Source organism: Devosia sp., assembly GCF_028290625.1.
Lineage (GTDB): Bacteria > Pseudomonadota > Alphaproteobacteria > Rhizobiales > Devosiaceae > Devosia.
Window position 1 is genome coordinate 70,023 of the sequence record NZ_JAQGJM010000036.1, and the last position, 21,439, is coordinate 91,461.

Genomic DNA, 21,439 nt, shown 5'->3' on the forward strand with positions numbered 1-21,439 from the left:
CTCAGCTATGGGCAAAAATATCGATCTCGTCCCAACCCAGCAGGTCGAGTTCGCACCGCGTCTTGAGGAAACCAAAGCATTCCTGTGCGATTTCCATGCGGTTCTCGCGCTTCAGCATGCGGTCGAGATGACGCTTCAGATCATGCAGGTACAGCACGTCGGACGCCGCATATTCGAGCTGCGCGTCAGATATTTTCTCGGCGCCCCAGTCCGAACTCTGCTGCTGCTTGGAGAGGTCGATATTGAGTAATTCGCGCACAATATCCTTGAGCCCGTGCCGGTCCGTATAGGTGCGCACCAGCTTGCTGGCGATCTTGGTGCAATAGACCGGCCCCGTCACCACGCCAAAACGGTTCTTCAGCGCCGCTACGTCGAAGCGCGCATAATGGAAAATCTTCGTCATGTCGGGATCGGTCAGCAACTTGACCAGGTTCGGCGCCTCGTTGATGCCCTGCGGCAATTGCACCACGTCGGCGCTGCCATCGCCCGGCGACAACTGGATCACGCACAGCCGATCGCGATGCGGATGCAGCCCCATGGTTTCGGTATCGATCGCCACTTCCCGACCGGTGTAATTATTCAGGTTCGGCAAGTCCCCACGATGCAGTCTGATAGCCATGTCGGTCTCGGTGTTGCGTTTGAGACGTGATGGCACAGCATGAAGGCGTTGGAAAGGCGCGAGCACGCTTGTGTGACGCCAGGCGGCCGGCCGGTCATGGTCCGAAAACCAGAACGCCGACCGGGCGAGTTGCGCGGTCGGCGTACTGAATGAACCTTGCGGTTCAAGATATTGGTGCCCAGAAGAGGACTCGAACCTCCACACCTTGCGGTACACGGACCTGAACCGTGCGCGTCTACCAATTCCGCCATCTGGGCAAGCGCGGTGTAACTAGGTTGCCCCGGCGCCGATGTCAACACGCTTTCGCGCGCTATATGTCAGGGCGGTGACGCGAGCCCGCTCAGGCATTGGCGCCGTCCCAGTGAATGATGGCGTTGCGCTCGATCGGCGGCGCGTCCTCGAGGCAATTGACGTTGATCATGACCAAATTATTGCCCTGTCGGTCCTGCCCGCGCGCAAATGATTCGACCCCACAGGCACCGCAGAACAGGTGCTCGATCTTGTCGGTGTTGAAGCGATATTCGGTCAATTTGTCCGCCCCGCTCAGCAGGGTGAACTCCGCAGCCGGCACCGATTGCAGAATCCAGCCCAGCCGCTTGCAGCGCGAACAATTGCAATCCATCAGTCCGCCCAGGTCGGTATGGGCGGTGTAGCGCACCGCGCCGCAATGGCATTGTCCGTGATAAAGTCTTGCTTCGGCCATGGCCCACTCCTGCGTTGTTCGAACAAAACAAGAACAAACGAGCCAATGAGTCAAGGCCAATTCCGCCGCGGCCCTCGACAGCGCGCCCGCCCTTGCGCTAGAAGCAGACCAACCCCTTGCGCCTGCCGGAGCCTCGTCATGGATCGTTTTGAACCGCAACTCGTCACCATTTTTGGCGGCGCCGGGTTCGTGGGCACTCAGGTGATCCAATTGCTGGCGCGTCAGGGCCACCGCATTCGCGTCGCCACCCGCCGGCCCGATCTCGCCGGCCACACCAGGACGCTGGGCACGGTCGGCCAGATCCTGCCGATCCAGGCCAATGTGCGCAATCTTGCCTCGGTGCAGCGCGCCGTCAAAGGCGCCGATATCGTCATCAACCTGGTGGCCATCGGCTTCGAGCGCGGTGCGCAGAAGTTTTCGGCGATCAACACCCAGGGCGCGGCTAATGTCGCCGCCGCGGCGCGCGACGCCAAGGTCAAGTCTTTGGTGCACATGTCGGCGCTCGGCGTCGATATCGCTACAAGCAGCCTTTACGCCCAGTCCAAGCTGGCCGGCGAAGCTGCTGTGCTCGCCGCCTTCCCGCAGGCCGTGATCCTGCGCCCCTCCCTCATGTTCGGCCGCGACGACGGCTTCTTCAACATGATGGGTGGCCTCGCCCGCATGCTGCCGATCATGCCACTGATTTCCGGCGCTACGCGCTTCCAGCCGGTCTATGTGGGCGACGTCGCCGAAGCGATCGCCATGGCGGCGCATGGCCAGGTCAAGACCGGCCGCATCTATGAGCTGGGCGGGCCAGAAGTCGAAACCCACAAGGACCTGCTGACCCGCATCCTGCGCGAAGCCGGCCGCACCCCCCCGCTGCTGCCATTGCCGTCTGCGGTCGCCCGCCTGCTGGCGCTGCCTTTCGCCATCCTACCCTTCAAGCCGCTGATCACGGCCGATCAGGTCGAACTGCTCGGCACCGACAACGTTGTTTCCGAAGCCGCGATGCGCGACAAGCGCAGCTTCGTGGCCTTCGGCATTACGCCCACCGCGATGGACACCATCCTGCCCACCTATATGTGGCGCTTCCGCCAGCACGGCCAATTCGACCGCGCCGAAGCCAGCCACAGCGAGATCTAGGCGGCTCTGGCTCTACTGATCGGCACTCTGCATCAACCCCCGGCCTTGCCCGGGGGTTTTTTGCGGCTGCGCGTCATCTAAAACAATCGTAAGATATATCTTGAAATCGCCAAATCAGGCGCCCACCTTGAGCGTCAACGCAACCAAGATATATCGGAGACCCATCATGGGACAATATTTCAGGGACGGCGAACCCAATTGGCGCCGGCTTGAAGCCATGGCCCGTCGTGGCTGGGGCCGCTTTGCTCAAAGTGGGGAAGGCGAGGGCTTTGGCAATATGGGCGGCAATTTCCGCATCGGCCGCATGCTCGCCTCGGGCGACCTGCGCCTCGTCGCGCTCTACCTGATCGAACAGCAGCCGCGCCACGGCTATGACTTGATCAAGGCGATCGAGGAACAGTCGGTGGGCTTCTATTCGCCCAGCCCCGGCATTGTCTATCCGGCGCTGACCTATCTGGAAGAAGCCGGCTACGTCACCAGCCAGGTCGATGGCAACAAAAAGCTCTATACCATCACCGACGAGGGCCGCGCCCACCTGGCCGACAATCGCGAAGCCATCGAATCGACCTTGAGCTTCTTGGCCAAGGCCGGTGAACAGATGAACCGCTTCCGCGATTTCGCCAAAAGCGACTGGCCGTTTAACCGCGGCGAAGGCGAGCCCGGCGGACCCGACCGTGGTCGTGGCCCCGGCCACCGCCATGGTCCCGGACCCGGCTGGCCCTTCGGCCCCGATCGCGACATGGCCGACGTCCTCCCCGAGGTCAACGACGCCCGTCGTGACCTGAAAGCCGCCATCAAGACCGCCAGCGGCAAAAGCGAAGACGTGCAACGCCGGTTGGCCGAAATTTTGCGCAAGGCCGCGGTGGAGATCGACGGGCTCAACGATACGCCGCGCGAAGACGACGTGGATATCTGAGGGAGTGCGCGCCAGGCTGTCCGGCTTGGCGCAGCCGCCCCCCAACCACGGTGTCACCCCGGCCTGCGCCGGGGTGACATCGCGTTTGGTGATGTTTCCGAGGTCCCCCTCCCGCATTGCCACCCCTCAAAATTCCCGCCATGCTCCCTTCCTCGCCACTGGCAACTCGTTGAGGGAGAATCCGCATGAGCCTTTCGGATCGCGCCAAGGCGCTGGGCATGGATCGCCCCATTACTCGCCGCGATTTTCTCAACGGCGTCGCCCTCACCGTCGCCGGCGCGGCCGCTACCACGCTGATGCCCGGCATCGCCCACGCCATCACCCCGGTACCCTATCCACCAGCGCTGACCGGCCTGCGCGGCCATAGCCCCAAGGCCATGGACATCATGCACGCCGTGCGCGACGGCACCTTCTGGGCCACCGCCCCCAAGCCCGAAGATTCTGGCGAGCACTACGATCTCGTCGTGGTCGGCGGCGGCATTTCCGGGCTCGCCGCGGCTGTGCTGTGGCGCCAGCAGCAGCCGAACGCAAAAATCCTCGTCCTCGAAAACAACGACGATTTCGGCGGCCACGCCCGCCGCAACGAATTCGTCGCCAGCAATGGCAAAAAGCTGATCGGCTATGGCGGCTCTGAATCGCTGCAGACGCCGAGCTATTTCTCCCCGCTGGTCAAACAATTGCTGGTCGACATCGGCATCAAAACCGAAAAGTTCAGCGACTATTACGATCAGGCCTGGTCCGAGGATCGCGATCTTGGCGAATCGGTGTTCTTCCGCAAGGAAGTGTTCGGCACCGATACCCTGGTGAAAACCACCGAACTGGCCGCCGATTGGGTGCCCCAGACCCCGCTCAACGACACCGCCAAGGCCAACCTCGTCGAGCTGATCGATTCCCCGCCTGATTACCTCCCTGGCAAATCGCGCCAGGAAAAATTCGAAATCCTGTCCAAGACCATCTATGCGGATTTCCTGACCAAGACCTGCGGCTACGATTCCCAACTGATCGCCTATTTCCAGGCCAGTACCGGCGCCTATTTCGGCGTCGGCGTCGAAGCCACCACGGCGCTCGATGCCTGGGGCAATGGCAATCCGGGTTTCGACGGCATGGACCTTGGGGAAATTCCCTACAAGACCATGAGCCCCTCCGGCCGCCTCGTGCTGACCGATCCAGACGACTACATCTACCATTTCCCCGACGGCAATGCCGGCGTGGTCCGTGCTTTGGTCCGCGCGCTAATTCCCGATGCTGTGCCCGGCACGACCATGGAAGATCTCGTCACCGCCCAGGTCAATTATGGCATCCTCGACCTGCCGGAAAACGCCACCCGCTTGCGCCTGAACGCCTCGGTGGTCCGCGTCGCCCATGATGGCCCGCCGACGGACGCCACCAATGTCATCCTGACCTATGTTGACAACGGCGGGCTCAAAACCGTCACCGGCGCCAATGTGGTGCTGGCCTGCTGGCACCGCGTCATACCCCACATAACCAGCGAGTTGCCGCCCGCACAGGTCGAAGCGCTGAACGACCAGGTCAAGGTGCCGCTGATCTACACCAATGTGCAGCTCAAGAACTGGCAGGCCTTCGCCAAGCTGGGCATCGACAGCTTCGAATGCCCGTCGGGCTTCTGGGATGGCGCCAATATCGACATGCCGGTGACCATGGGCGATTACGCTTTCGCCGATAAGCCCGATGACCCGGTGCTGCTGCACATCTCCAAGGTCGTCGTCACGCCCGATCCGAGTATGGGCGCCCGCGACCAGGCCACCGCGGGCCGCTATTCCCTGATGGACCTCACCTTCGAGCAGATGGAATTCGAAATCCGCGACATGCTGGATCGCGCCCTCAAGGCCGGCGGTTTCGACGCCGCCACCGATATCGAGGCCATCACCTGCAATCGCTGGAGCCACGGCTACGCGCTCGAATATATGCGCCCTTGGGATCAATATTGGCCCGATGGCCCGCTCCCGATCGAGGCCTCCCGCAAAGGCTGGGGCCGCATTGCCATCGCCAATTCCGATGCCGGTGCCTACGCCTATGCCCACTCCGCCATGGACCAGGCCGCTCGCGCCGTCAGCGAACTTTTGGGCGATAAGGCCAAGCTGGCCGAATTCTCCAAATTCCCCGGCCCGCCGTTGGATATGATCGGTCTTTAGGGCGCGGTCTGTAATCGATTATTCGGGAGCCCCGACGAACTCCCCTTTGAGGCAGGATTGGGGTAGTCCTTGAACGCCCCCACCCACCGCGTTCCCGCGGGCTTGACCCGCGGGCCTCTTGCCACCTCACCGAATTCAGTGCGACCGGCTAACGCCCCGCGGGTCAAGCCCGCGGGAAGACCGAGTGTGGGATGCCCATGGTGATGAAGCGATCGCACCAGAATCGCACGCTCCCCAGGGGCAACCCGCCCCTTCACCATGAACCGCACTCCCCAAATATAAAAATTCCACAAAGCCATTTCGCTACCCGGCACTAACATGTTAGTCTCGACGTCATGCAAAAACTGATCGATCCTTCCGAAGTCGCCACCGCGCAGCCCATCGACCGCCAGGCCGCCGGCGAGCGCCTCGTCGCCCGGCTCAAGGGCACTATCGCCGCCAACAAGATGATGACAGACCCGCTGATGACCTATGCGTGGTCTGGCGACGCGTCGTCCTATCGGCTGATTCCAGCCGCGGTGGTGTTCATCAACTCCGAGGACGACGTGCGCGCCGTCATGGCTGCCGCCCGCGCCGAAAAGCTGCCGATCACCTTCCGTGCAGCCGGTACGTCCTTGTCGGGCCAGGCCGTCACCGATGGCGTCCTCGCGGTGCTGGGCGATGGCTGGCGCACCATGCGCATCCATCCCGGCGCCGACCAGATCACGCTGGGGCCAGCCATCATCGTCGCCAATGCCAATGCGGCGCTGAAAAAATTTGACCGCAAGATCGGGCCCGATCCCGCCAGCCAGGCCACCTGCAAGATCGGCGGCGTGGTCAACAACAATTCGTCCGGCATGTGCTGCGGCGTCGCCCAGAACACCTATCACACCATGGCCCGCCTGCGGATCGTCCTGACCGACGGCACTATGCTGGACAGTGGCGACGAAGAATCGCGAAAATCGTTCCGCGCGACGCATGCTGCAATGCTCGGCGGTCTCCATGTCCTCCATCACGAGGTGATGGCCGATCCCGACCTCGTCGCGCTCATCCGCAAAAAATACAAGATCAAGAATACCGTCGGCTATTCGCTCAACGCGCTGGTCGATTATCACGACCCGCTCGATATCCTGATCCACCTGATGGTCGGCTCCGAGGGCACGCTCGGCTTCGTCTCCGAGGTCACCTACAATACCGTCCCCGAGCACCCCTTCAAGTCGACGGCTTTGGTGCCATTCCCCGATCCGCAATCGGCCGGTCGCGCCATCATCAAGCTGGCCAATAACGGCGTTCACGTCACCACCGGCGTCACCGCCGCCGAATATATCGAGCGCCGCGCCCTGGCCACGGTGGAACACCTCGAACCGCTCGCGCCGCTGCGCCCCTACCTCACCGACAATTCCCCCGCCGTGCTCATCGACGTCACCGCGCCCGACGCCACGACGCTCGATGCCGAAGTCGCCAAGGCTGTTGCGCTCCTGGCCTCCGAAGGCGCCACCCACATCGATTTTTCTACCGACGAGCACCGCTCCCACGCGCTATGGGACGTTCGCAAAGGCTTCTTCGCCTCCGGCGGCGCCGCCCGTCCCAAGGGCACCTCGATGCTCACCGAAGACGTCGCCGCGCCGATCGAGCGCCTGGCCGAATTCGTGCTCGACATGCGCGCTCTGCTCGATGACCACGGTTATGACGACGCCATCATTTTCGGCCATGCCTTGGCCGGAAACCTGCATTTCCAGATGAGCGACGATTTTTCCCAACCCGACGCCGCCCACAAATTCGATATGTTCTCCAAGGCCCTGTCGGAGCTGGTCTCGATCCGATACGGCGGCAGTCTCAAGGCCGAACATGGCACCGGCCGCGCCATCGCCCCCTTCGTCGAAGCCGAGTGGGGGAGCAAGGCCTACGGACTGATGCACCGCATCAAGGCCCTGTTCGATCCCGAAAACCTGCTCAATCCCGGCGTGCTGCTCAACGCCGACGACAAAGTCCACATCAAGCATCTCAAGGTCATGCCGCTGGCCGATGACCTGGTCGACATGTGCATCGAATGCGGTTTTTGCGAGCCGGCCTGCCCCAGCCACCAGATGACCCTCTCGCCCCGCCAGCGCATCGCCGTCACCCGCGAACGCGCCCGCCTCCGCCGCAGCGGCGAGGACCCGGTCCGGCTCAAGCGGCTCGACGATGACTTTCAGTATGCCGGCCTCGACACCTGCGCGGCGTGTAATCTGTGTTCCCTGCGTTGCCCGGTCGGCATCGAAACCGGCACCATGATCATCGCCCAGCGCACCGAGCGCCGCGGCGACTTCGCGCGGAGCGTCGCCGGCTTCGCCGCTAAACATACAGTCAGTATCGAAAGCGCCATGCGCGGCGGTGTCGGCCTGGGTGATTTCGGCAAGGCCGTCATCTCCGCTCCGGCGATCGAAGCCATCACCGAAACCGCCCGCCGCCTCACCGGCAAGCGTGTTCCGCGCATCTATAAGGCGCTCAAGCCCGGTCCTGGTGCGCCCGACAACAAGAAATCCAGCATGCTGGTTCAGAGTGCGCCTTCCGAGCGCCCGCAGGTGGTCTATTTCCCTTCCTGCGCTACCCGCATGTTCGGCGCCCCCAAGACCGAGTATGACCTGCTCCCGGTCCCCGACGCCATGCTGGCCTTGCTGCAGCGCGCCGGCTTCGACGTCGCCATGCCCGATCACCTGAACGGCCAATGCTGCGGCCAACCCTTCCAGTCCAAGGGTTTCCCCGAGCAGGCCGCCAGTGTCGGCGGCGCGCTCAAGACCCAACTTGATGACCTTTCTGGCGGTGGCAGTGTCCCCGTCATCACCGATGCCTCGACCTGCGCCAAGCACCTGCGCGAATTCCCCGGCACCGCGCCAGTGCTGGATTCAGCCGAGTTCCTCGTCACCCATATCCTGCCGCGCCTGACCATCACCCAGGCCCTGCCGGTGGTTGCCGTGCACCACAATTGCTCCGCCCAGCGCCTCAAGGAACAGCCCGCCACCGAAGCCATCGCCCGCGCCTGCGCCACCGAGATTGCCGTGCTCTCGTCCGTCACCTGCTGCGGTTACGCCGGTGACAAGGGCCTGTTCATCCCGGAGTTGAATGAACACGCGACGCGGTTCGTGCGCCAGGACATACCTGCAGGCTGTACGCTTGGCGTATCGACGGTATCGACCTGCGCGTCGGGGCTCAGCGAACAGGCCGGCATTCCCTTTGTAGGGCTGGCGAGCCTCCTGGAATATGTGAGTCGGCCCAGGGTGTAGGACCTTCGGCGCTTTTCTCGTTGACCAGCCCACGGAGTCATTCCCGCAGGCGCGAACCTCCGTTTTCTTTCTGCGCCCTTTAACGGAGGTTCCCGCCTGCGCGGGAATGACTTGGTGGGTGGGACGAGAGCCTATAACCCCTGCGCCCTTGCCCCACCGGTCTCATCCGGCTACTGAACGCGTTCAGCAAGCCCCGGATGCCCATGACCTTCACCGCCACCATCACCAGTCTCGGCCAAAAGGGCGAAGGCGTCGCCGAGATTGACGGCCGCAAGGTCTATGTGCCGCTGACCCTGCCCGGTGAAGTCATCGAGCTCGACGCCGAGGGTGATCGCGGCACGCTCGTCTCCATCGCCACCGCCGCCCCCAATCGCATTGCGCCGTTCTGCCCGCATTTCGGTTCTTGCGGCGGCTGCCAGTTGCAACATCTCGATCGGCCCAGCTACGAGGCGTTCAAGACCGCGCTGGTCGAAACGCCGCTGCACTTTGCCGGCGTCGACGCCAAGATCGAGCGCTTCATCGATGCCTCTGGCGCTGGCCGCCGCCGCGCCACCATGCATGCCCGCAAGGAAGGCTCGGGCTATATGCGGCTGCGCAGCCATCAGGTGCATGATCTCGATACCTGCCCCATCCTGGTTCCGGGCCTGGCGCGTGCCCCCGAAATCGCCCGGGCCGTCATGCTGGCCATCGGCGAGGCCGATATCGCCTTCACCGCCACCTTGACCGGGCTCGACGTGGCCGTGCGCACCGAAAAGAAGCAGGCCCGCGCCGAACGGCTGATGCCGCTCATGGGCCGTTTCAAGCTGGCCCGGTTGGCCCTCAATGGCGAGATGGTGCTGCAGGCACAGCCGCCGATCATCGAGATGGGCCGCGCCCGGGTCGAGCTGCCCCTCGGCAGCTTTTTGCAGGCCACCGCCGCCGCCGAAGCCATCCTGGCCGACTACGTCGCCGAAGCTGCCGGCAAGTCAAAATCCGTGGCCGACCTGTTCTGCGGCGTCGGTCCGTTCGCGCTGCGGCTCGCCGAAACCCGGCCGGTCTACGCCGCCGATAATGACAAGCCCGGCATTCTGGCGCTCGACAAGGCCCGCCGCTTCACCAAGAACCTGCGCGAAATCACCGCCAAGCCCCGCGACCTGTTCCGCGAACCGCTGACCCGTTACGAACTGGACGCTTTCGACGCCGTTGTGCTCGATCCGCCCCGGGCCGGCGCCCAAGCCCAGGTCGAACAGCTCTCGATGTCCAAGGTCAAGACCATCATCATGGTCGCCTGCGACGCCAAGACTTTTGCGCGCGATGCCGCAATCTTGATCGGCGGCGGCTATGGGATGGAAAACCTCGTTGCGGTGGACCAATTTGTCCATTCCACGCATATCGAGATCGCCGCCACGTTCCGCCGCTGACGACAGTTTGTCGCGGCGACGCAACCGCATCGGGCGAAGGCGCGTTTGGCTCCGTCAATCATCAAACGGCTGCGTGGGGCGGGCGTTGTTACAATGGAGCATCCCATGCATATCCTCACCAAGACCTTGTCCATCGGCCTGCTGTTTGCGGCCACTGCCCTGCCCACCTACGCTCAGGACGCCGCAGCCCCGGCTCCGGAGGCGCCCGCTGCCGAGGCTCCGGCCGACGCCACGGCGCCCGCGCCGGGCATTGATCCAACCGGCACATTTGTCGATGAATTTGGAACTTCGTTTCAATTCACCCTGTGCGGCGATAGCGGCACCGACCTTTGCGGCGTGCTGACCACGCTCAAGGGCGAATCGGCTACGCCGGAAAACCTGGCCTTTGTGGGCAAGCAGGTGATGCAGGCGGCGCAGACCGCTCCCAACGAGTGGAAGGGATCGCTGACCGCTGGCGGCATCAGCGCGGATGCGACCGTTACCCAGACCGGGCCCGACACTATCGACATCCAAGGGTGTCGTGCGGCACTCCTCTGCCAGACGCTGACCTACAACCGCGCCTCCTAGACGTAGGCTGCCATGCTAAAAAGCACCCTCGGGCTTGCCCCTGGGTGCTTTTTCGTAGTCGCCTAATATGACTTGCGCCGTTCAGCACACGCTCGCGACGCGCTCCTTGATGACGGCCAAAACCTCGTCACCCGGCCGCTTCCACCAATTATTCTTGGAGAAAATCTCTACTTCTTGTGGTCCCGAATAGCCGGCCGCCTCGATCATGGCGCGGATGGCCTTCAGGTCGATGACGCCATCGCCCATCATGCCGCGATCCAGCAGCATATCGGTGGTGGGCACCAGCCAGTCGCAGATGTGATGCGCGAAAATCCGGTTCAACCTTCCGGCTCGGGCAATAGCGGCGGCGAGATACGGGTCCCACCACACGTGATAGACGTCGATGGCGACACCCACATTGGGGCCCAGCAATTCGCAGATATCCAGCGCCTGATCGATCGTGTTCACGCAGGCCCGGTCGGCCGCATACATCGGGTGCAGCGGCTCGATGGCGATTTTCACGCCCGATGCCTGTGCATGCGGCAGCATCGCGGCGATCCCATCGGTCACCATCTGCCGCGCTCCGACGATATCCTTGGATGAGCCGGGCAGGCCGCCCACCACCAGCACCAGGCAATCGGCGTTGAGCGCCGCCGCCTCATCGATGGCGCGCAGATTGTCATCGATATTGGCTTGCCGCCCTTCGGCGGTCTCCGCGGGAAACATGCCGCCCCGGCATAGGCCGGTGACGCGCAGATTATTGGCCGCAACGATTCGGGCGGCCTCGTTCAACCCAATCGCCGCCACCTGGTCGCGCCACGGCGAAATCGCCGTGATGCCGGCACGCAGGCACCCATCCACGGCGTCCTTAAAACCCCAGACTTCGCGCGTCGTGGCGAGATTGAGCGAGATTTGCGTCATGCCGACACCCCATGCACAGCCAAAACAGCCTTCATCCGGGCGATGGCCAGGTCCGGATCGGCCAGCACCCGCGCCTTGTCGGCGAGCCGGAACAGTTCGCTCAGGTGTTGCAACGAGCGCGTGCTCTGCTGGCCGCCGATCATCGTAAAGTGGTCCTGCAGGCCATTGAGATAGGCCAGAAACACCACGCCGGTTTTGTAGAATCGCGTCGGCGCCGCGAAAATATGCCGGCTCAGCGGCACGGTGGGTTCGAGCAGGTCGAAGAACTCATTGTTATTGCCGCGCCCCAGCGCCGCCAGACCAGCCGAAGCGGCCGGCGCGATGGCGTCGAAAATGCCGAGCAGGGCGTGGGAATAGCCTTGTTCATCCCCCGCGATCAGTTCGGCATAGTTGAAGTCGTCGCCGGTATACATTTTGACCGAAGCCGGCAGCCGCCGGCGCATGGCGATTTCTTTCTCCGCTGACAGCAGCGAAATCTTGATGCCATCGACCTTGTCGGCATTGGCGGCGATCACGTCGAGGCAAACATCCATGGCCTTGTCGTGATCGGCATGACCCCAATAGCCCGCCAGCGCCGGATCGAACATCTCACCGAGCCAATGCATCACCACCGGCTGCTTCACCTGGCTCAAAATGCGGCCATAGACCTTGGCATAGTCATCGGGCGACTTGGCCGCCGCAGCCAGTGCCCGGCTGGCCATCAGGATGACGCGGCCGCCTTCGCCTTCGACAAACCCGACCTGTTCCTCATAGGCGCGGATGATCTGGTCGATAGTGACATCGGGACCCGGCGCCAGGTGATCGGTGCCCGCCCCATAGGCGATCAGCGCGTCATCGCGGGTGCGGGCTTCGGCCTGGGCGCGGCGGATCAACTCCTGCGCGTCGGTCCAGGTCAGCCCCATGCCGCGCTGGGCGGTATCCATGGCTTCGGCGACGCCGAGGCCCAAATCCCACAGCCGATGGCGGAATTTCAGCGTCGTATCCCAGTCGATCGCCGGGGTCAGCCAGGGATCGTTATTCGCCAGCGGATCGGCCACGACGTGCGCAGCCGCATAGGCGATGCGATTGAAGTCGCTGGCCTTGTGCTTGATGAACGGGATCGGGGTGCCGGTCAGCGCGTAGCTGGAAATGCTCCTGTCGGCATTGGGCAGGTTGAGGCTGGCCATGGATTAAAACTCCAGTTTCGGCACATCCAGCCAGCGCCGCTCGGCCCAGCTCTTGAGGCCAAGTTCAGCCAGCTGCACGCCCTTGGCGCCCGCTTCCAGCCCATAGGGCCAGGGCGCGTCTTCGGCCACGTGCTTGAGGAACATTTCCCATTGCGCCTTGAAGCCGTTCTGCGCCGGCCAATTGTCGGGCACTTCCTCCCAGTCGTTGAAGAAATTCATCGTCTGCGGCTGGTCGGGGTTCCACACCGGCTTGGGGGTGTTGACGCGGTGCTGGGTCCAGCATTTGTGCAGGCCCGCAACGGCCGAGCCATGCGTGCCATCGACATGGAAGGTCACGAGATCATCGCGCCGCACGCGGGTGGTCCAGCTCGAATTGATCTGCGCGATCACGCCGCCTTCAAGCTCGAACGTCGCATAGGCCGCGTCATCGGTATCGGCCTGGAACCGTTGGCCTTTTTCATCGACGCGTTCGGGAATGTGGGTGGCGCCCAGGCAGGACACGGCCTTGACCTCGCCGAACAGGTTATCGAGCACATAGCGCCAGTGGCACAGCATATCGAGGATGATGCCGCCGCCGTCGCCCTTGCGATAGTTCCAGCTCGGGCGCTGCGACGCCTGCCAATCGCCCTCGAATACCCAATAGCCGAACTCGCCGCGCACCGACAAAATCTTGCCGAAGAAGCCGCTATCGGCCAGCATCTTGATCTTGAGCAGGCCGGGCAGGAACAGCTTGTCCTGCACCACGCCATGCTTGAGGCCTGAATTTCGGGCCTTTTTCGCCAGCGCCACGGCGACTTCGAGATCGTCGGAAATCGGCTTTTCGCAATAGACATGCTTGCCGGCGTCCAGTGCCTTTTCCAAGAGCGACGCGCGCATCAGCGTGGTGCCGGCGTCGAAGAACACGGTGTCATCCGGATTGGCCAGAGCAGCATCGATATCGGTGCCCCAGCGGGCGATATTGTGCTTTTTCGCCAGCCGTTCGATCTTGTCGCCATCGCGCCCGACGATGATTGGGTCGATCACCAGGCGATCGCCATTGGAGAGCGCGATGCCGCCCTGGTCGCGGATCGCCAGGATCGAGCGCACCAGATGCTGGTTGTAGCCCATGCGGCCGGTCACACCATGCATGATCAGGCCTAGCCGTTTGTCCGCCATTGCGTGTCTCCCTTCTTGTAACTAGTTAGTTACTTAGATACACTCGACACGAGCAGAGCGTCAAGACCCGTGCTTAACCCAACGTCCGGGATTGCCGTCACCCCAGTTGGATTGGTAGGGGATTAGGGATTTGCTGCGCGAGCAGGGGACACCGTATCGCCATGGACGAGCGCGACAATGTGAGCTTACCGGAGCCCGACGCGGGGGGGATAAGTGCGCCGCGCGGTCCTGAGGTAGTAGTGCGGCCCCGCGATCCGGAGCGCACCAAGGCGACGATTCTGAAGGCGGCGCGCGATGAATTCTGCGCCGAGGGCTTTAACGGCGCCCGGGTCGATGCCATCGCGGCGCGGGCCAAGGCCAATAAACGGCTGCTCTATCACTATTGGGGCAACAAGGAAGCGCTCTACTCGGCTGTGCTGTTCGATGCCTATAGCGAAATCCGCCGCGGCGAGCGCGAGCTGTCGCTGGGGCAACTCGATCCGGTCGAAGCGGTGGGGCGCATGGTGCGGTTCACCTTCCGCCACTACCTGGCAAACCCTTGGTTTCCGCGGCTTTTGGCGGTTGAGAACCTGCAGAATGCGCGCTTCCTCAAGCAGTTGAAGGACATTCCGCAGCTCCATTCGCCGCTGGTGGCGGAACTGCAGGCCATTGTCGAGCGTGGCAGTGCGGCGGGGATTTTCCGCTCCGACGTCGATCCGGTGCAGCTCTATATCTCCATCGCCGGCCTCGGATATTTCTATGTTTCCAACATGAATACGCTGTCGGTTATCTTCGAGCGCGACCTATCCGGGTTCGCCATGGTGCAGGAGCGCGAGGCCCAGGCGGTGCAGATGGTGCTGGACTATCTGCGCACAAAACCGGCCTGAATTCGCCGCAGTTCGGTTAGCATATCGTTAGCATAGGAGGTCACCGCAGCGCCGTTAACGTGCCTGATAACAGGTGTCTTTACCTCGTCACCGGAACCGCGCTACACTTCCATACAAGATTGCGTCAGGATGGATTGACATATAAGGTCACCTGACCCAAAGTTGTAACCAGTTGGTTATTTAGCGACGGGGAGGTCGCTGACCAGCTTACCGATCCGGCAAGCCGGACGGCGAAATTCACCGGGAGGACACTATATGAGCATCTCTATCGACCGCCGCCAATTCCTGATGGGCAGCACCGCGCTGCTCGCTGCCGCCGCTGCCGGCGTCGGCCCTGCAATGTCGCAGGAAACCCGCATGCGGCTGATCTTCTGGGGCGGCCAGGCCCGCGCCGATCGCACCTATGGGGTGACCGATCTCTATACCAAGGCCAATCCAGGCACCACCTTCGACGGCGAATTCCTCGCCTTTGCCGATTACTGGCCCAAGCTGGCCACCCAGACCGCCGGTGGCAACTCCCCCGACGTGATCCAGATGGATTACCGCTATATCGTCGAATACGCCAATCGTGGAGCCATCGCTCCGCTCGACGAATTCGTCGGCAATGGCCTCAACCTCGATGATTTCGACAAGGATCAGCTCGACGGCGGCAAGGTCGGCGGCAAGCTCTATGGCATCAGCCTGGGCGCCAATTCGGTGGCCATCGTGGTCAACCAGACCGCATTCGAAGAAGCCGGCATCGAAATCCCGAACCGCGATTTCTCCTATGCCGACCTGCCGGCTCTGGCCGAACAGTGGAAATCCAAGAACAAGCGCGCCGGCATGGCGCTGTGGAGCGACTATTCGGGCGGCGAGCCCGGCCTCGACAACTGGCTGCGCCAGCGCGGCAAGCCGCTTTACACCGCTGACGGCAAGGCCGGCTTCACCGCCGACGACATCACCGAATGGTTCCAGATGTGGGCCGATCTGCGTGCTGCCGGTTGCCTCGTCTCGCCGGACGACCAGGCGCTCGACGCTACCGACGCTATCGAAAACACCATGATCACTTTGGGCAAGGCACCGATGACCTATGCCAATTCCAACCAGCTGATCGCGTTCCAGGCAGTCAACCAGGACACCTTGACCATGATCAACTATCCGCGCGCCAAGCCGGGTTCGGGTGGCGGTCATTATCGCAAACCCTCGATGTTCTTCTCGCTCGGCGCCGGCTCCAAGCAGTTGCCTGAAGGCGCCAAGTTCATCGACTTCTTCATCCGCGATCCCGAGGCCGGCAAGATTCTGGGCGTCGAGCGCGGTATTCCCTGCTCCAAGGCGCAGCGTGAGGCGATTGCTCCCACGCTCGATCCGCAGAGCCAGATCGCGCTCGATTATGTGTCCAATCTCGGCGACCTGCTTGGGCCTCTGCCCCCATCCCCGCCGGCTGCCGCCGGTGAAGTGGGCGTGGCCTTCAAGACCAAGAGCCAGGAAGTCGCGTTCGGCCAGCAGTCCCCGCAGGACGCCGGCCCGGCCTTCTTCCAGCAGGCCACCGAAATCCTCGCGCGCGCAGCGGGCTAGACCATATGACCGCGCGCTCCATGCAAGACGCCAATCGCGCTCCACCCATGGGGCGCGCGGTCTCTCCTTCGTTCTGGTCCCAACTCTGGAGCCGCAATGCGGGGGGCTATCTGTTCCTCCTGCCGTGGTTCCTCGGCTTTTTCGGGCTGACGCTCGGGCCGATGATTTCCTCGCTCTATCTCAGCTTCACCAATTTCGACCTGCTGACCGCGCCCGATTGGGTGGGGCCGGCCAATTATGTGCGTATCTTCACCTCCGATCCGAAATTCTCGGCCTCGATGCGGGTCACCCTGTTCTTCGTGGTGTTCTCGGTGCCGCTCAAGCTGGCCTTCGCGCTGGGCGTGGCGCTGCTGCTCAATCGCGGCATGAAGGGCCTGCCGCTTTATCGCGCCGTGTTCTACCTGCCATCGCTGCTTGGAGCGTCCGTCGCCATCGCGGTGCTGTGGCGGCAATTGTTCGCCGGCGACGGCGTGGTCAATGACGCACTGGCAATCTTCGGCATCAAGGGTCCGGCCTGGATTTCCAATCCCAACTATTCGCTGTGGACGCTGGTGGTGCTGTCGATCTGGCAGTTCGGCTCGCCAATGATCATTTTCCTGGCTGGCTTGCGCCAGATTCCCGTCGATATGTATGAGGCCGCCAGCCTGGACGGCGCCAGCAAATGGCGCCAGTTCTGGAAGATCACCCTGCCGCTGCTGACGCCGGTCGTGTTCTTCAACTTCATCATCCAGACCATCGAGGCCTTCAAGAGCTTCACGCCGGCCTTCATTATCTCTGGCGGCACCGGAAATCCGATCAATTCGACGCTGTTCTATACGCTCTATCTCTATCAGGAGGCGTTCAGCTTCTTCCGCATGGGCTATGCGTCAGCCCTGGCCTGGATCCTGTTGGCGATCGTCGGTTTCTTCACCGCCTTCTCCTTCCTCACCTCCAAATACTGGGTGCACTATGACGACTGATGTTCAGCGTCTGACAGTGGTCACCGAAAGGCAGACCGCCGGGGTCAAGACCCGCAAGCGCCTGTTGTCGATCCTGGCCCATGTATTGCTGGTCGGCGCCTCGATCCTGATGCTCTATCCATTGCTGTGGATGCTCTCGTCATCGCTGCGGCCGGAAAACGAGATTTTCACCTCGACCTCGCTTTGGCCCAGCGCCATCAGCCTCGATTCCTATTTCCGCGGCTGGAACGGATTGCGGCTGAGCTTTGGCACCTTCTTCGTCAATTCCTTCACCATCGCGGTGCTGGCGATCATCGGCAATCTGGCGACCTGTTCGCTGGCCGCCTTCGCCTTTGCGCGGCTGGAATTCTGGGGCCGTGGCTTCTGGTTCGCCATGATGCTGGCGACCCTGATGTTGCCCTATCAGGTCACGCTAATCCCCCAATATGTGCTGTTCCACAACCTGGGCTGGGTGAACACGTTCTTACCGCTCGTGGTGCCGAAGTTTTTAGCTGCCGATGGCTTCTTCATCTTCCTGATGGTGCAGTTCTTCCGCGGCATTCCCAAGGAACTGGATGAAGCCGCGATGATGGACGGCTGCTCGCCCTGGCGCATCTATTGGAAGATCCTGCTGCCGCTCTCGACCCCGGTGCTGGCGACCGCCGCCATCTTCACCTTCATCTGGACCTGGGACGATTTCTTCGGGCCACTGATCTACCTGAGCGATATCCGCACCTATACGGTGATGCTGGGCCTGCGCACCTTCGTCGACTCCAGCGCCCAATCGGATTGGGGTGGCCTGTTCGCCATGTCCATCCTGTCGCTGCTGCCCATCTTCCTGTTCTTCCTCTTCTTCCAGCGGTTGTTGATCGAGGGGATTGCGACGACGGGGATGAAGCGGTGATTTTTGCCGTCAGCGAAGGCCCCCTCATTCGCCCTTCGGGCACCTTCTCCCACGAGGGGAGAAGGGGGGCTCGGTGGCCAGACAAAACTCAATGCCACCCCTCGCCCCTTGTGGGAGAGGGTGGATCGGCCGCAGGCCGAGACGGGTGAGGGGTTCTTTCCCTCGAACGAAATTTTGCAAGGCTCTCTTATGACCGCTCTAAAATTCGCCGCCATTGGCATCAACCACAGCCATATCTATGGCCAGGTCGATTGCCTCAAGACTGCCGGTGCGCAGTTCGTCTCCTTCTATGCACTCGAGGATGATCTCGCCGCTGCCTTCGGGGCGAAATTCCCCGAGGCCAAGCGCGTCGCCGATCCCAAGGTGATCCTTGAGGACGCCTCGATCGCCATCGTGGTGACGGCGGCCATCCCTGCTGACCGCGCCGCGATTTCCATCGCCGCCATGAAGCATGGCAAGGACGTGCTCTCCGACAAGCCGGGCATGACCACGTTTGCGCAGCTCGAAGAGATCAAGCAGGTCCAAAAAGAGACCGGCCGCATCTTTAGCGTGATGTATTCCGAGCATTTCGAAGTGCGCGCCACGGTCGAAGCCGGCAACCTGATCGCGCAGGGCGCCATCGGCAAGGTGATCAACACCGTCGGCCTTGGCCCGCATGCCATTCGCAACAATCAGCGGCCGGACTGGTTCTTCGAGCGCGCTCGCTACGGCGGCATTCTCACCGATATCGGCAGCCACCAGTTCGAACAGTATCTGTTCTTCTCGGGTGCCATGGATGCCGAGGTTGTTTCGGCCAGCGTGGCCAACCGCGCCAATCCGGACAGACCGGGCCTGCAGGATGTCGGCGACGTGCATTTGAAAACCCCAAATACCTCGGGCTATATCCGCGTCGACTGGTTCACGCCCAGCGGCCTGCCCACCTGGGGCGATGGCCGCCTGACCATTCTGGGCACCGAAGGCTATATCGAGCTGCGCAAGTATATCGACATCGCCGGCCAGCCCGGACAGGACCACCTGTTCATCGTCAATGCCGAAGGCCCGCGCCATATCGATTGCAGCAAGACCGTGCTGCCTTATGGCCCGGCATTCCTCGATGACGTGCGCAACCGCACCGAAACCGCGATGCCGCAGGAGCGGTGCTTTAATGCCATGAAGCTGGCTCTGACTGCGCAGGCCTTGGCCGAACGCGGCACGGAGTGGGCGCAATGAGCGATATCAAGACGGTTGCGATCATCGGCGTCGGCATCGGCAAGAGCCACATCACCGAGGGCTATGTCACCAATCCGGACAAATTCAAGGTCGTCGCCCTGTGCGATCTCAATGTCGAGCGCATGACCCCGATCGCTGACGAATTCGGCATCGAACGCCGGGTAACCAGCTTCGACGACGTGCTGGCGATGGACGATGTCGACATCATCGATATCTGCACCCCGCCCATGCTGCATTACCCCATGGTGATGGCAGCGCTGCAGGCCGGCAAGCACGTGATCTGCGAGAAGCCGCTGGTCGGCTCGCTGGAGCAGGTCGATGCGGTTATCGCCCAGGAGAAGATTTCCAAGGGCAAGCTGATGCCGGTGTTCCAGTACCGCTTCGGCGACGGCATCGAGCAGGCCAAGGCCATCATCGATGCCGGCATTGCGGGCATGCCCTATGTGGGCACGGTGGAAACCCTGTGGACGCGCGGGCCCGACTATTACGCCGTGCCGTGGCGTGGCAAGTGGGCGACCGAGCTGGGCGGCGTGCTGATGACGCATGCGATCCACCAGCATGACCTGTTCACCTACCTGATGGGCGACATCAAGCGTCTGTTCGGCCGCGTCGCGACGCGCGTCAACGATATCGAAGTCGAGGATTGCGTCACCGCATCGCTCGAACTCGAAAGCGGCGCGCTGGGCAGTTTTACCGCCACGCTCGGCTCGGCCGACGAAATCACCCGCCTGCGCTTTGCCTTCGAGAACGTCACTTTCGAAAGCGATCACGCCGCCTATAATCCGGGCGACAAGCTGTGGAAGATCTTGCCGCGCAATCCCGAGACGGCGGCCAAGATCGAGGCGCTGCTCAAGGATTGGGTGCATGTGCCGTCGCGCTTCCAGACGCAGATGGCCCGGTTCCATGACGCGCTGACCGGCAAGGCCGAGCTACCTGTTACCAGCGCCGACTCGCGTCGGGCGCTGGAACTGGTCACCGCCTTCTATCAGTCCTCGACGACCCATCAGGACGTCGAACTGCCTCTCGCCCCCGATCATCCGAAGTATAAATCTTGGGTGCCCGCCGAATTTTCGGCCCGCACCTAAAGGAGACCGCCATGGCGACCAGCGTTACGCTCAACAAGATCGTCAAGGCCTATGGTGACATCGAGGTCATCCACGGCATCGACCTGACCATCGAGCCGGGTGAATTCACCGTCTTCGTCGGCCCTTCGGGCTGCGGCAAGTCCACCCTGCTGCGGATGATCGCCGGCCTTGAGCCGATCACCGGCGGCGATCTGGTCATCGACAACCAGCGCATGAACGACATCCCGGCGGCCAAGCGGGGCATCGCCATGGTGTTCCAGAGCTATGCGCTCTATCCGCACAAGACAGTTGCCGAGAACATGGCCTTCTCCCTGCTGATGCAGGGCATGCCGAAAGCCGAGCGTGACAAGAGGGTCGCTGCCGTCGCCGACACGCTTCAGCTTGGCCCGTTGCTGGGCCGGCTTCCCAAGGAGCTTTCCGGAGGACAGCGCCAGCGCGTGGCGATCGGCCGGGCGATCGTGCGCGAACCCGAAGTGTTCCTGTTTGACGAACCATTGTCGAACCTTGACGCCGAACTGCGTGTCCAGATGCGGCTCGAACTCGCCAAGCTGCACAGAAGCCTGGGCGCCACGATGATCTATGTCACGCACGATCAGACCGAGGCGATGACGCTGGCCGACCGGATCGTGGTGTTGCGCGATGGCGTGATCGAGCAGTTCGGAACGCCGGCGCAAATTTACGACGCGCCCTGCAACCGTTTCGTCGCCGGCTTCATGGGTTCGCCCAAGATGAGTTTCCACGAGGCCTCGGTCGAGGGGCAGGACGGCACGCGCCTGACGCTGCAGATTCCGGGAACGACCGGCGGCAGCGTGGAACTGAACTTGGCGCAGCCGATGGCGCTCTCCGGCAGCGTGACCGTTGGTATCAGGCCGGAGCATTTCAACACGCACCGGACTGCCGGCCCGCGGCTGCAGGCAGATGTCGAGTTCATCGAACGGCT

The 21,439-nt window shown here is 62.5% G+C and carries 18 protein-coding genes and 1 tRNA gene; 13 read left to right on the forward strand and 6 right to left on the reverse strand.

Annotated elements, in window-relative coordinates:
* Nucleotide 1: 1 nt before the first annotated feature.
* The 3 genes from JWR51_RS20235 to JWR51_RS20245 all read right to left on the reverse strand — a co-directional run bounded on the left by JWR51_RS20235 (nt 2) and on the right by JWR51_RS20245 (nt 1,322).
* The gene (locus JWR51_RS20235) at nt 2-619 is read right to left on the reverse strand and encodes a ribonuclease D (protein WP_299751865.1); all 618 of its coding nucleotides are present in this window, start codon (nt 617-619) and stop codon (nt 2-4) included.
* A gap of 172 nt (nt 620-791) precedes the next feature.
* A tRNA-Leu gene (locus JWR51_RS20240) sits at nt 792-876 on the reverse strand.
* Between the two features lie 83 nt (nt 877-959).
* Entirely contained in the window at nt 960-1,322 is a 363-nt protein-coding gene (locus tag JWR51_RS20245) for a GFA family protein (RefSeq protein ID WP_299751867.1), read from the reverse strand.
* 138 nt (nt 1,323-1,460) lie between these two features.
* On the opposite strand from JWR51_RS20245, the gene JWR51_RS20250 reads away from it, so the two are divergent.
* The 6 genes from JWR51_RS20250 (at nt 1,461) to JWR51_RS20275 (ending at nt 10,722) form a co-directional block, all read left to right on the forward strand.
* Complete coding sequence (locus tag JWR51_RS20250) at nt 1,461-2,444, forward strand: complex I NDUFA9 subunit family protein (protein ID WP_299751870.1); 984 nt, start codon at nt 1,461-1,463, stop codon at nt 2,442-2,444.
* Nucleotides 2,445-2,610: 166 nt separating this feature from the next.
* On the forward strand, nt 2,611-3,360 hold the full coding sequence (locus JWR51_RS20255) for a PadR family transcriptional regulator (protein ID WP_299751873.1): 750 nt from the start codon (nt 2,611-2,613) through the stop codon (nt 3,358-3,360).
* A 185-nt stretch (nt 3,361-3,545) separates the two neighbouring features.
* Nucleotides 3,546-5,513, forward strand: coding sequence for an NAD(P)-binding protein (locus tag JWR51_RS20260; RefSeq protein WP_299751876.1), 1,968 nt, complete (start codon nt 3,546-3,548; stop codon nt 5,511-5,513).
* A gap of 335 nt (nt 5,514-5,848) precedes the next feature.
* Entirely contained in the window at nt 5,849-8,755 is a 2,907-nt protein-coding gene (locus tag JWR51_RS20265; RefSeq protein WP_299751879.1) for an FAD-binding and (Fe-S)-binding domain-containing protein, read from the forward strand.
* Nucleotides 8,756-8,958: 203 nt separating this feature from the next.
* Nucleotides 8,959-10,155, forward strand: a complete 1,197-nt coding sequence (locus JWR51_RS20270; RefSeq protein ID WP_299751881.1) for an RNA methyltransferase — start codon at nt 8,959-8,961, stop codon at nt 10,153-10,155.
* A gap of 105 nt (nt 10,156-10,260) precedes the next feature.
* Nucleotides 10,261-10,722 carry a hypothetical protein gene (locus JWR51_RS20275; protein ID WP_299751884.1) on the forward strand — a complete coding sequence of 154 codons (462 nt, stop codon included), beginning with the start codon at nt 10,261-10,263 and terminating at the stop codon, nt 10,720-10,722.
* An 81-nt stretch (nt 10,723-10,803) separates the two neighbouring features.
* Here JWR51_RS20275 and JWR51_RS20280 read toward each other — a convergent pair whose 3' ends face one another.
* Genes JWR51_RS20280 through JWR51_RS20290 form a run of 3 tightly spaced genes read right to left on the reverse strand, consistent with a single transcriptional unit; the run spans nt 10,804 to nt 13,943 of the window.
* Nucleotides 10,804-11,622: a sugar phosphate isomerase/epimerase family protein gene (locus tag JWR51_RS20280; RefSeq protein WP_299751886.1), complete on the reverse strand. Its 819-nt coding sequence runs from the start codon at nt 11,620-11,622 to the stop codon at nt 10,804-10,806.
* Nucleotides 11,619-12,788 (reverse strand): dihydrodipicolinate synthase family protein, encoded by a 1,170-nt coding sequence (locus tag JWR51_RS20285; RefSeq protein WP_299751889.1) that lies wholly within the window; start codon nt 12,786-12,788, stop codon nt 11,619-11,621. Before JWR51_RS20285 ends, JWR51_RS20280 begins: the two co-directional genes overlap by 4 nt.
* A gap of 3 nt (nt 12,789-12,791) precedes the next feature.
* A complete protein-coding gene (locus JWR51_RS20290) occupies nt 12,792-13,943 on the reverse strand; it encodes a Gfo/Idh/MocA family oxidoreductase (RefSeq protein ID WP_299751892.1) in 1,152 nt (383 codons plus the stop codon).
* Between the two features lie 239 nt (nt 13,944-14,182).
* Here JWR51_RS20290 and JWR51_RS20295 point away from each other — a divergent pair, with 239 nt between their 5' ends.
* The 7 genes from JWR51_RS20295 to JWR51_RS20325 all read left to right on the forward strand — a co-directional run.
* The gene (locus JWR51_RS20295) at nt 14,183-14,809 is read left to right on the forward strand and encodes a TetR/AcrR family transcriptional regulator (protein ID WP_299751895.1); all 627 of its coding nucleotides are present in this window, start codon (nt 14,183-14,185) and stop codon (nt 14,807-14,809) included.
* A gap of 255 nt (nt 14,810-15,064) precedes the next feature.
* The gene (locus JWR51_RS20300) at nt 15,065-16,363 is read left to right on the forward strand and encodes an ABC transporter substrate-binding protein (protein WP_299751898.1); all 1,299 of its coding nucleotides are present in this window, start codon (nt 15,065-15,067) and stop codon (nt 16,361-16,363) included.
* Nucleotides 16,364-16,410: 47 nt separating this feature from the next.
* Entirely contained in the window at nt 16,411-17,322 is a 912-nt protein-coding gene (locus JWR51_RS20305; protein ID WP_299751922.1) for a sugar ABC transporter permease, read from the forward strand.
* 109 nt (nt 17,323-17,431) lie between these two features.
* The gene (locus JWR51_RS20310; RefSeq protein WP_299751925.1) at nt 17,432-18,205 is read left to right on the forward strand and encodes a carbohydrate ABC transporter permease; all 774 of its coding nucleotides are present in this window, start codon (nt 17,432-17,434) and stop codon (nt 18,203-18,205) included.
* 189 nt (nt 18,206-18,394) lie between these two features.
* A complete protein-coding gene (locus tag JWR51_RS20315) occupies nt 18,395-19,414 on the forward strand; it encodes a Gfo/Idh/MocA family oxidoreductase (RefSeq protein ID WP_299751902.1) in 1,020 nt (339 codons plus the stop codon).
* Nucleotides 19,411-20,499 carry a Gfo/Idh/MocA family oxidoreductase gene (locus JWR51_RS20320; RefSeq protein ID WP_299751904.1) on the forward strand — a complete coding sequence of 363 codons (1,089 nt, stop codon included), beginning with the start codon at nt 19,411-19,413 and terminating at the stop codon, nt 20,497-20,499. The genes JWR51_RS20315 and JWR51_RS20320 overlap by 4 nt, the downstream gene beginning before the upstream one ends.
* An 11-nt stretch (nt 20,500-20,510) precedes the next feature.
* Nucleotides 20,511-21,439 (forward strand): ATP-binding cassette domain-containing protein (locus tag JWR51_RS20325; protein WP_299751907.1); only part of this gene is annotated, 929 nt, incomplete at its 3' end.

Bases quoted from the DNA above. Each gene is read 5' to 3' on its own strand.
- JWR51_RS20315 (WP_299751902.1), top strand. From the start codon at position 18,395: ATGACCGCTCTAAAATTCGCCGCCATTGGCATCAACCACAGCCATATC.
- JWR51_RS20305 (WP_299751922.1), top strand. From the start codon at position 16,411: ATGGGGCGCGCGGTCTCTCCTTCGTTCTGGTCCCAACTCTGGAGCCGC.
- JWR51_RS20275 (WP_299751884.1), top strand. From the start codon at position 10,261: ATGCATATCCTCACCAAGACCTTGTCCATCGGCCTGCTGTTTGCGGCC.
- JWR51_RS20250 (WP_299751870.1), top strand. From the start codon at position 1,461: ATGGATCGTTTTGAACCGCAACTCGTCACCATTTTTGGCGGCGCCGGG.
- JWR51_RS20290 (WP_299751892.1), bottom strand. From the start codon at position 13,943: ATGGCGGACAAACGGCTAGGCCTGATCATGCATGGTGTGACCGGCCGC.
- JWR51_RS20310 (WP_299751925.1), top strand. From the start codon at position 17,432: ATGCTCTATCCATTGCTGTGGATGCTCTCGTCATCGCTGCGGCCGGAA.
- JWR51_RS20255 (WP_299751873.1), top strand. From the start codon at position 2,611: ATGGGACAATATTTCAGGGACGGCGAACCCAATTGGCGCCGGCTTGAA.
- JWR51_RS20285 (WP_299751889.1), bottom strand. From the start codon at position 12,788: ATGGCCAGCCTCAACCTGCCCAATGCCGACAGGAGCATTTCCAGCTAC.
- JWR51_RS20270 (WP_299751881.1), top strand. From the start codon at position 8,959: ATGACCTTCACCGCCACCATCACCAGTCTCGGCCAAAAGGGCGAAGGC.
- JWR51_RS20260 (WP_299751876.1), top strand. From the start codon at position 3,546: ATGAGCCTTTCGGATCGCGCCAAGGCGCTGGGCATGGATCGCCCCATT.
- JWR51_RS20235 (WP_299751865.1), bottom strand. From the start codon at position 619: ATGGCTATCAGACTGCATCGTGGGGACTTGCCGAACCTGAATAATTAC.
- JWR51_RS20320 (WP_299751904.1), top strand. From the start codon at position 19,411: ATGAGCGATATCAAGACGGTTGCGATCATCGGCGTCGGCATCGGCAAG.
- JWR51_RS20300 (WP_299751898.1), top strand. From the start codon at position 15,065: ATGAGCATCTCTATCGACCGCCGCCAATTCCTGATGGGCAGCACCGCG.
- JWR51_RS20280 (WP_299751886.1), bottom strand. From the start codon at position 11,622: ATGACGCAAATCTCGCTCAATCTCGCCACGACGCGCGAAGTCTGGGGT.
- JWR51_RS20245 (WP_299751867.1), bottom strand. From the start codon at position 1,322: ATGGCCGAAGCAAGACTTTATCACGGACAATGCCATTGCGGCGCGGTG.
- JWR51_RS20265 (WP_299751879.1), top strand. From the start codon at position 5,849: ATGCAAAAACTGATCGATCCTTCCGAAGTCGCCACCGCGCAGCCCATC.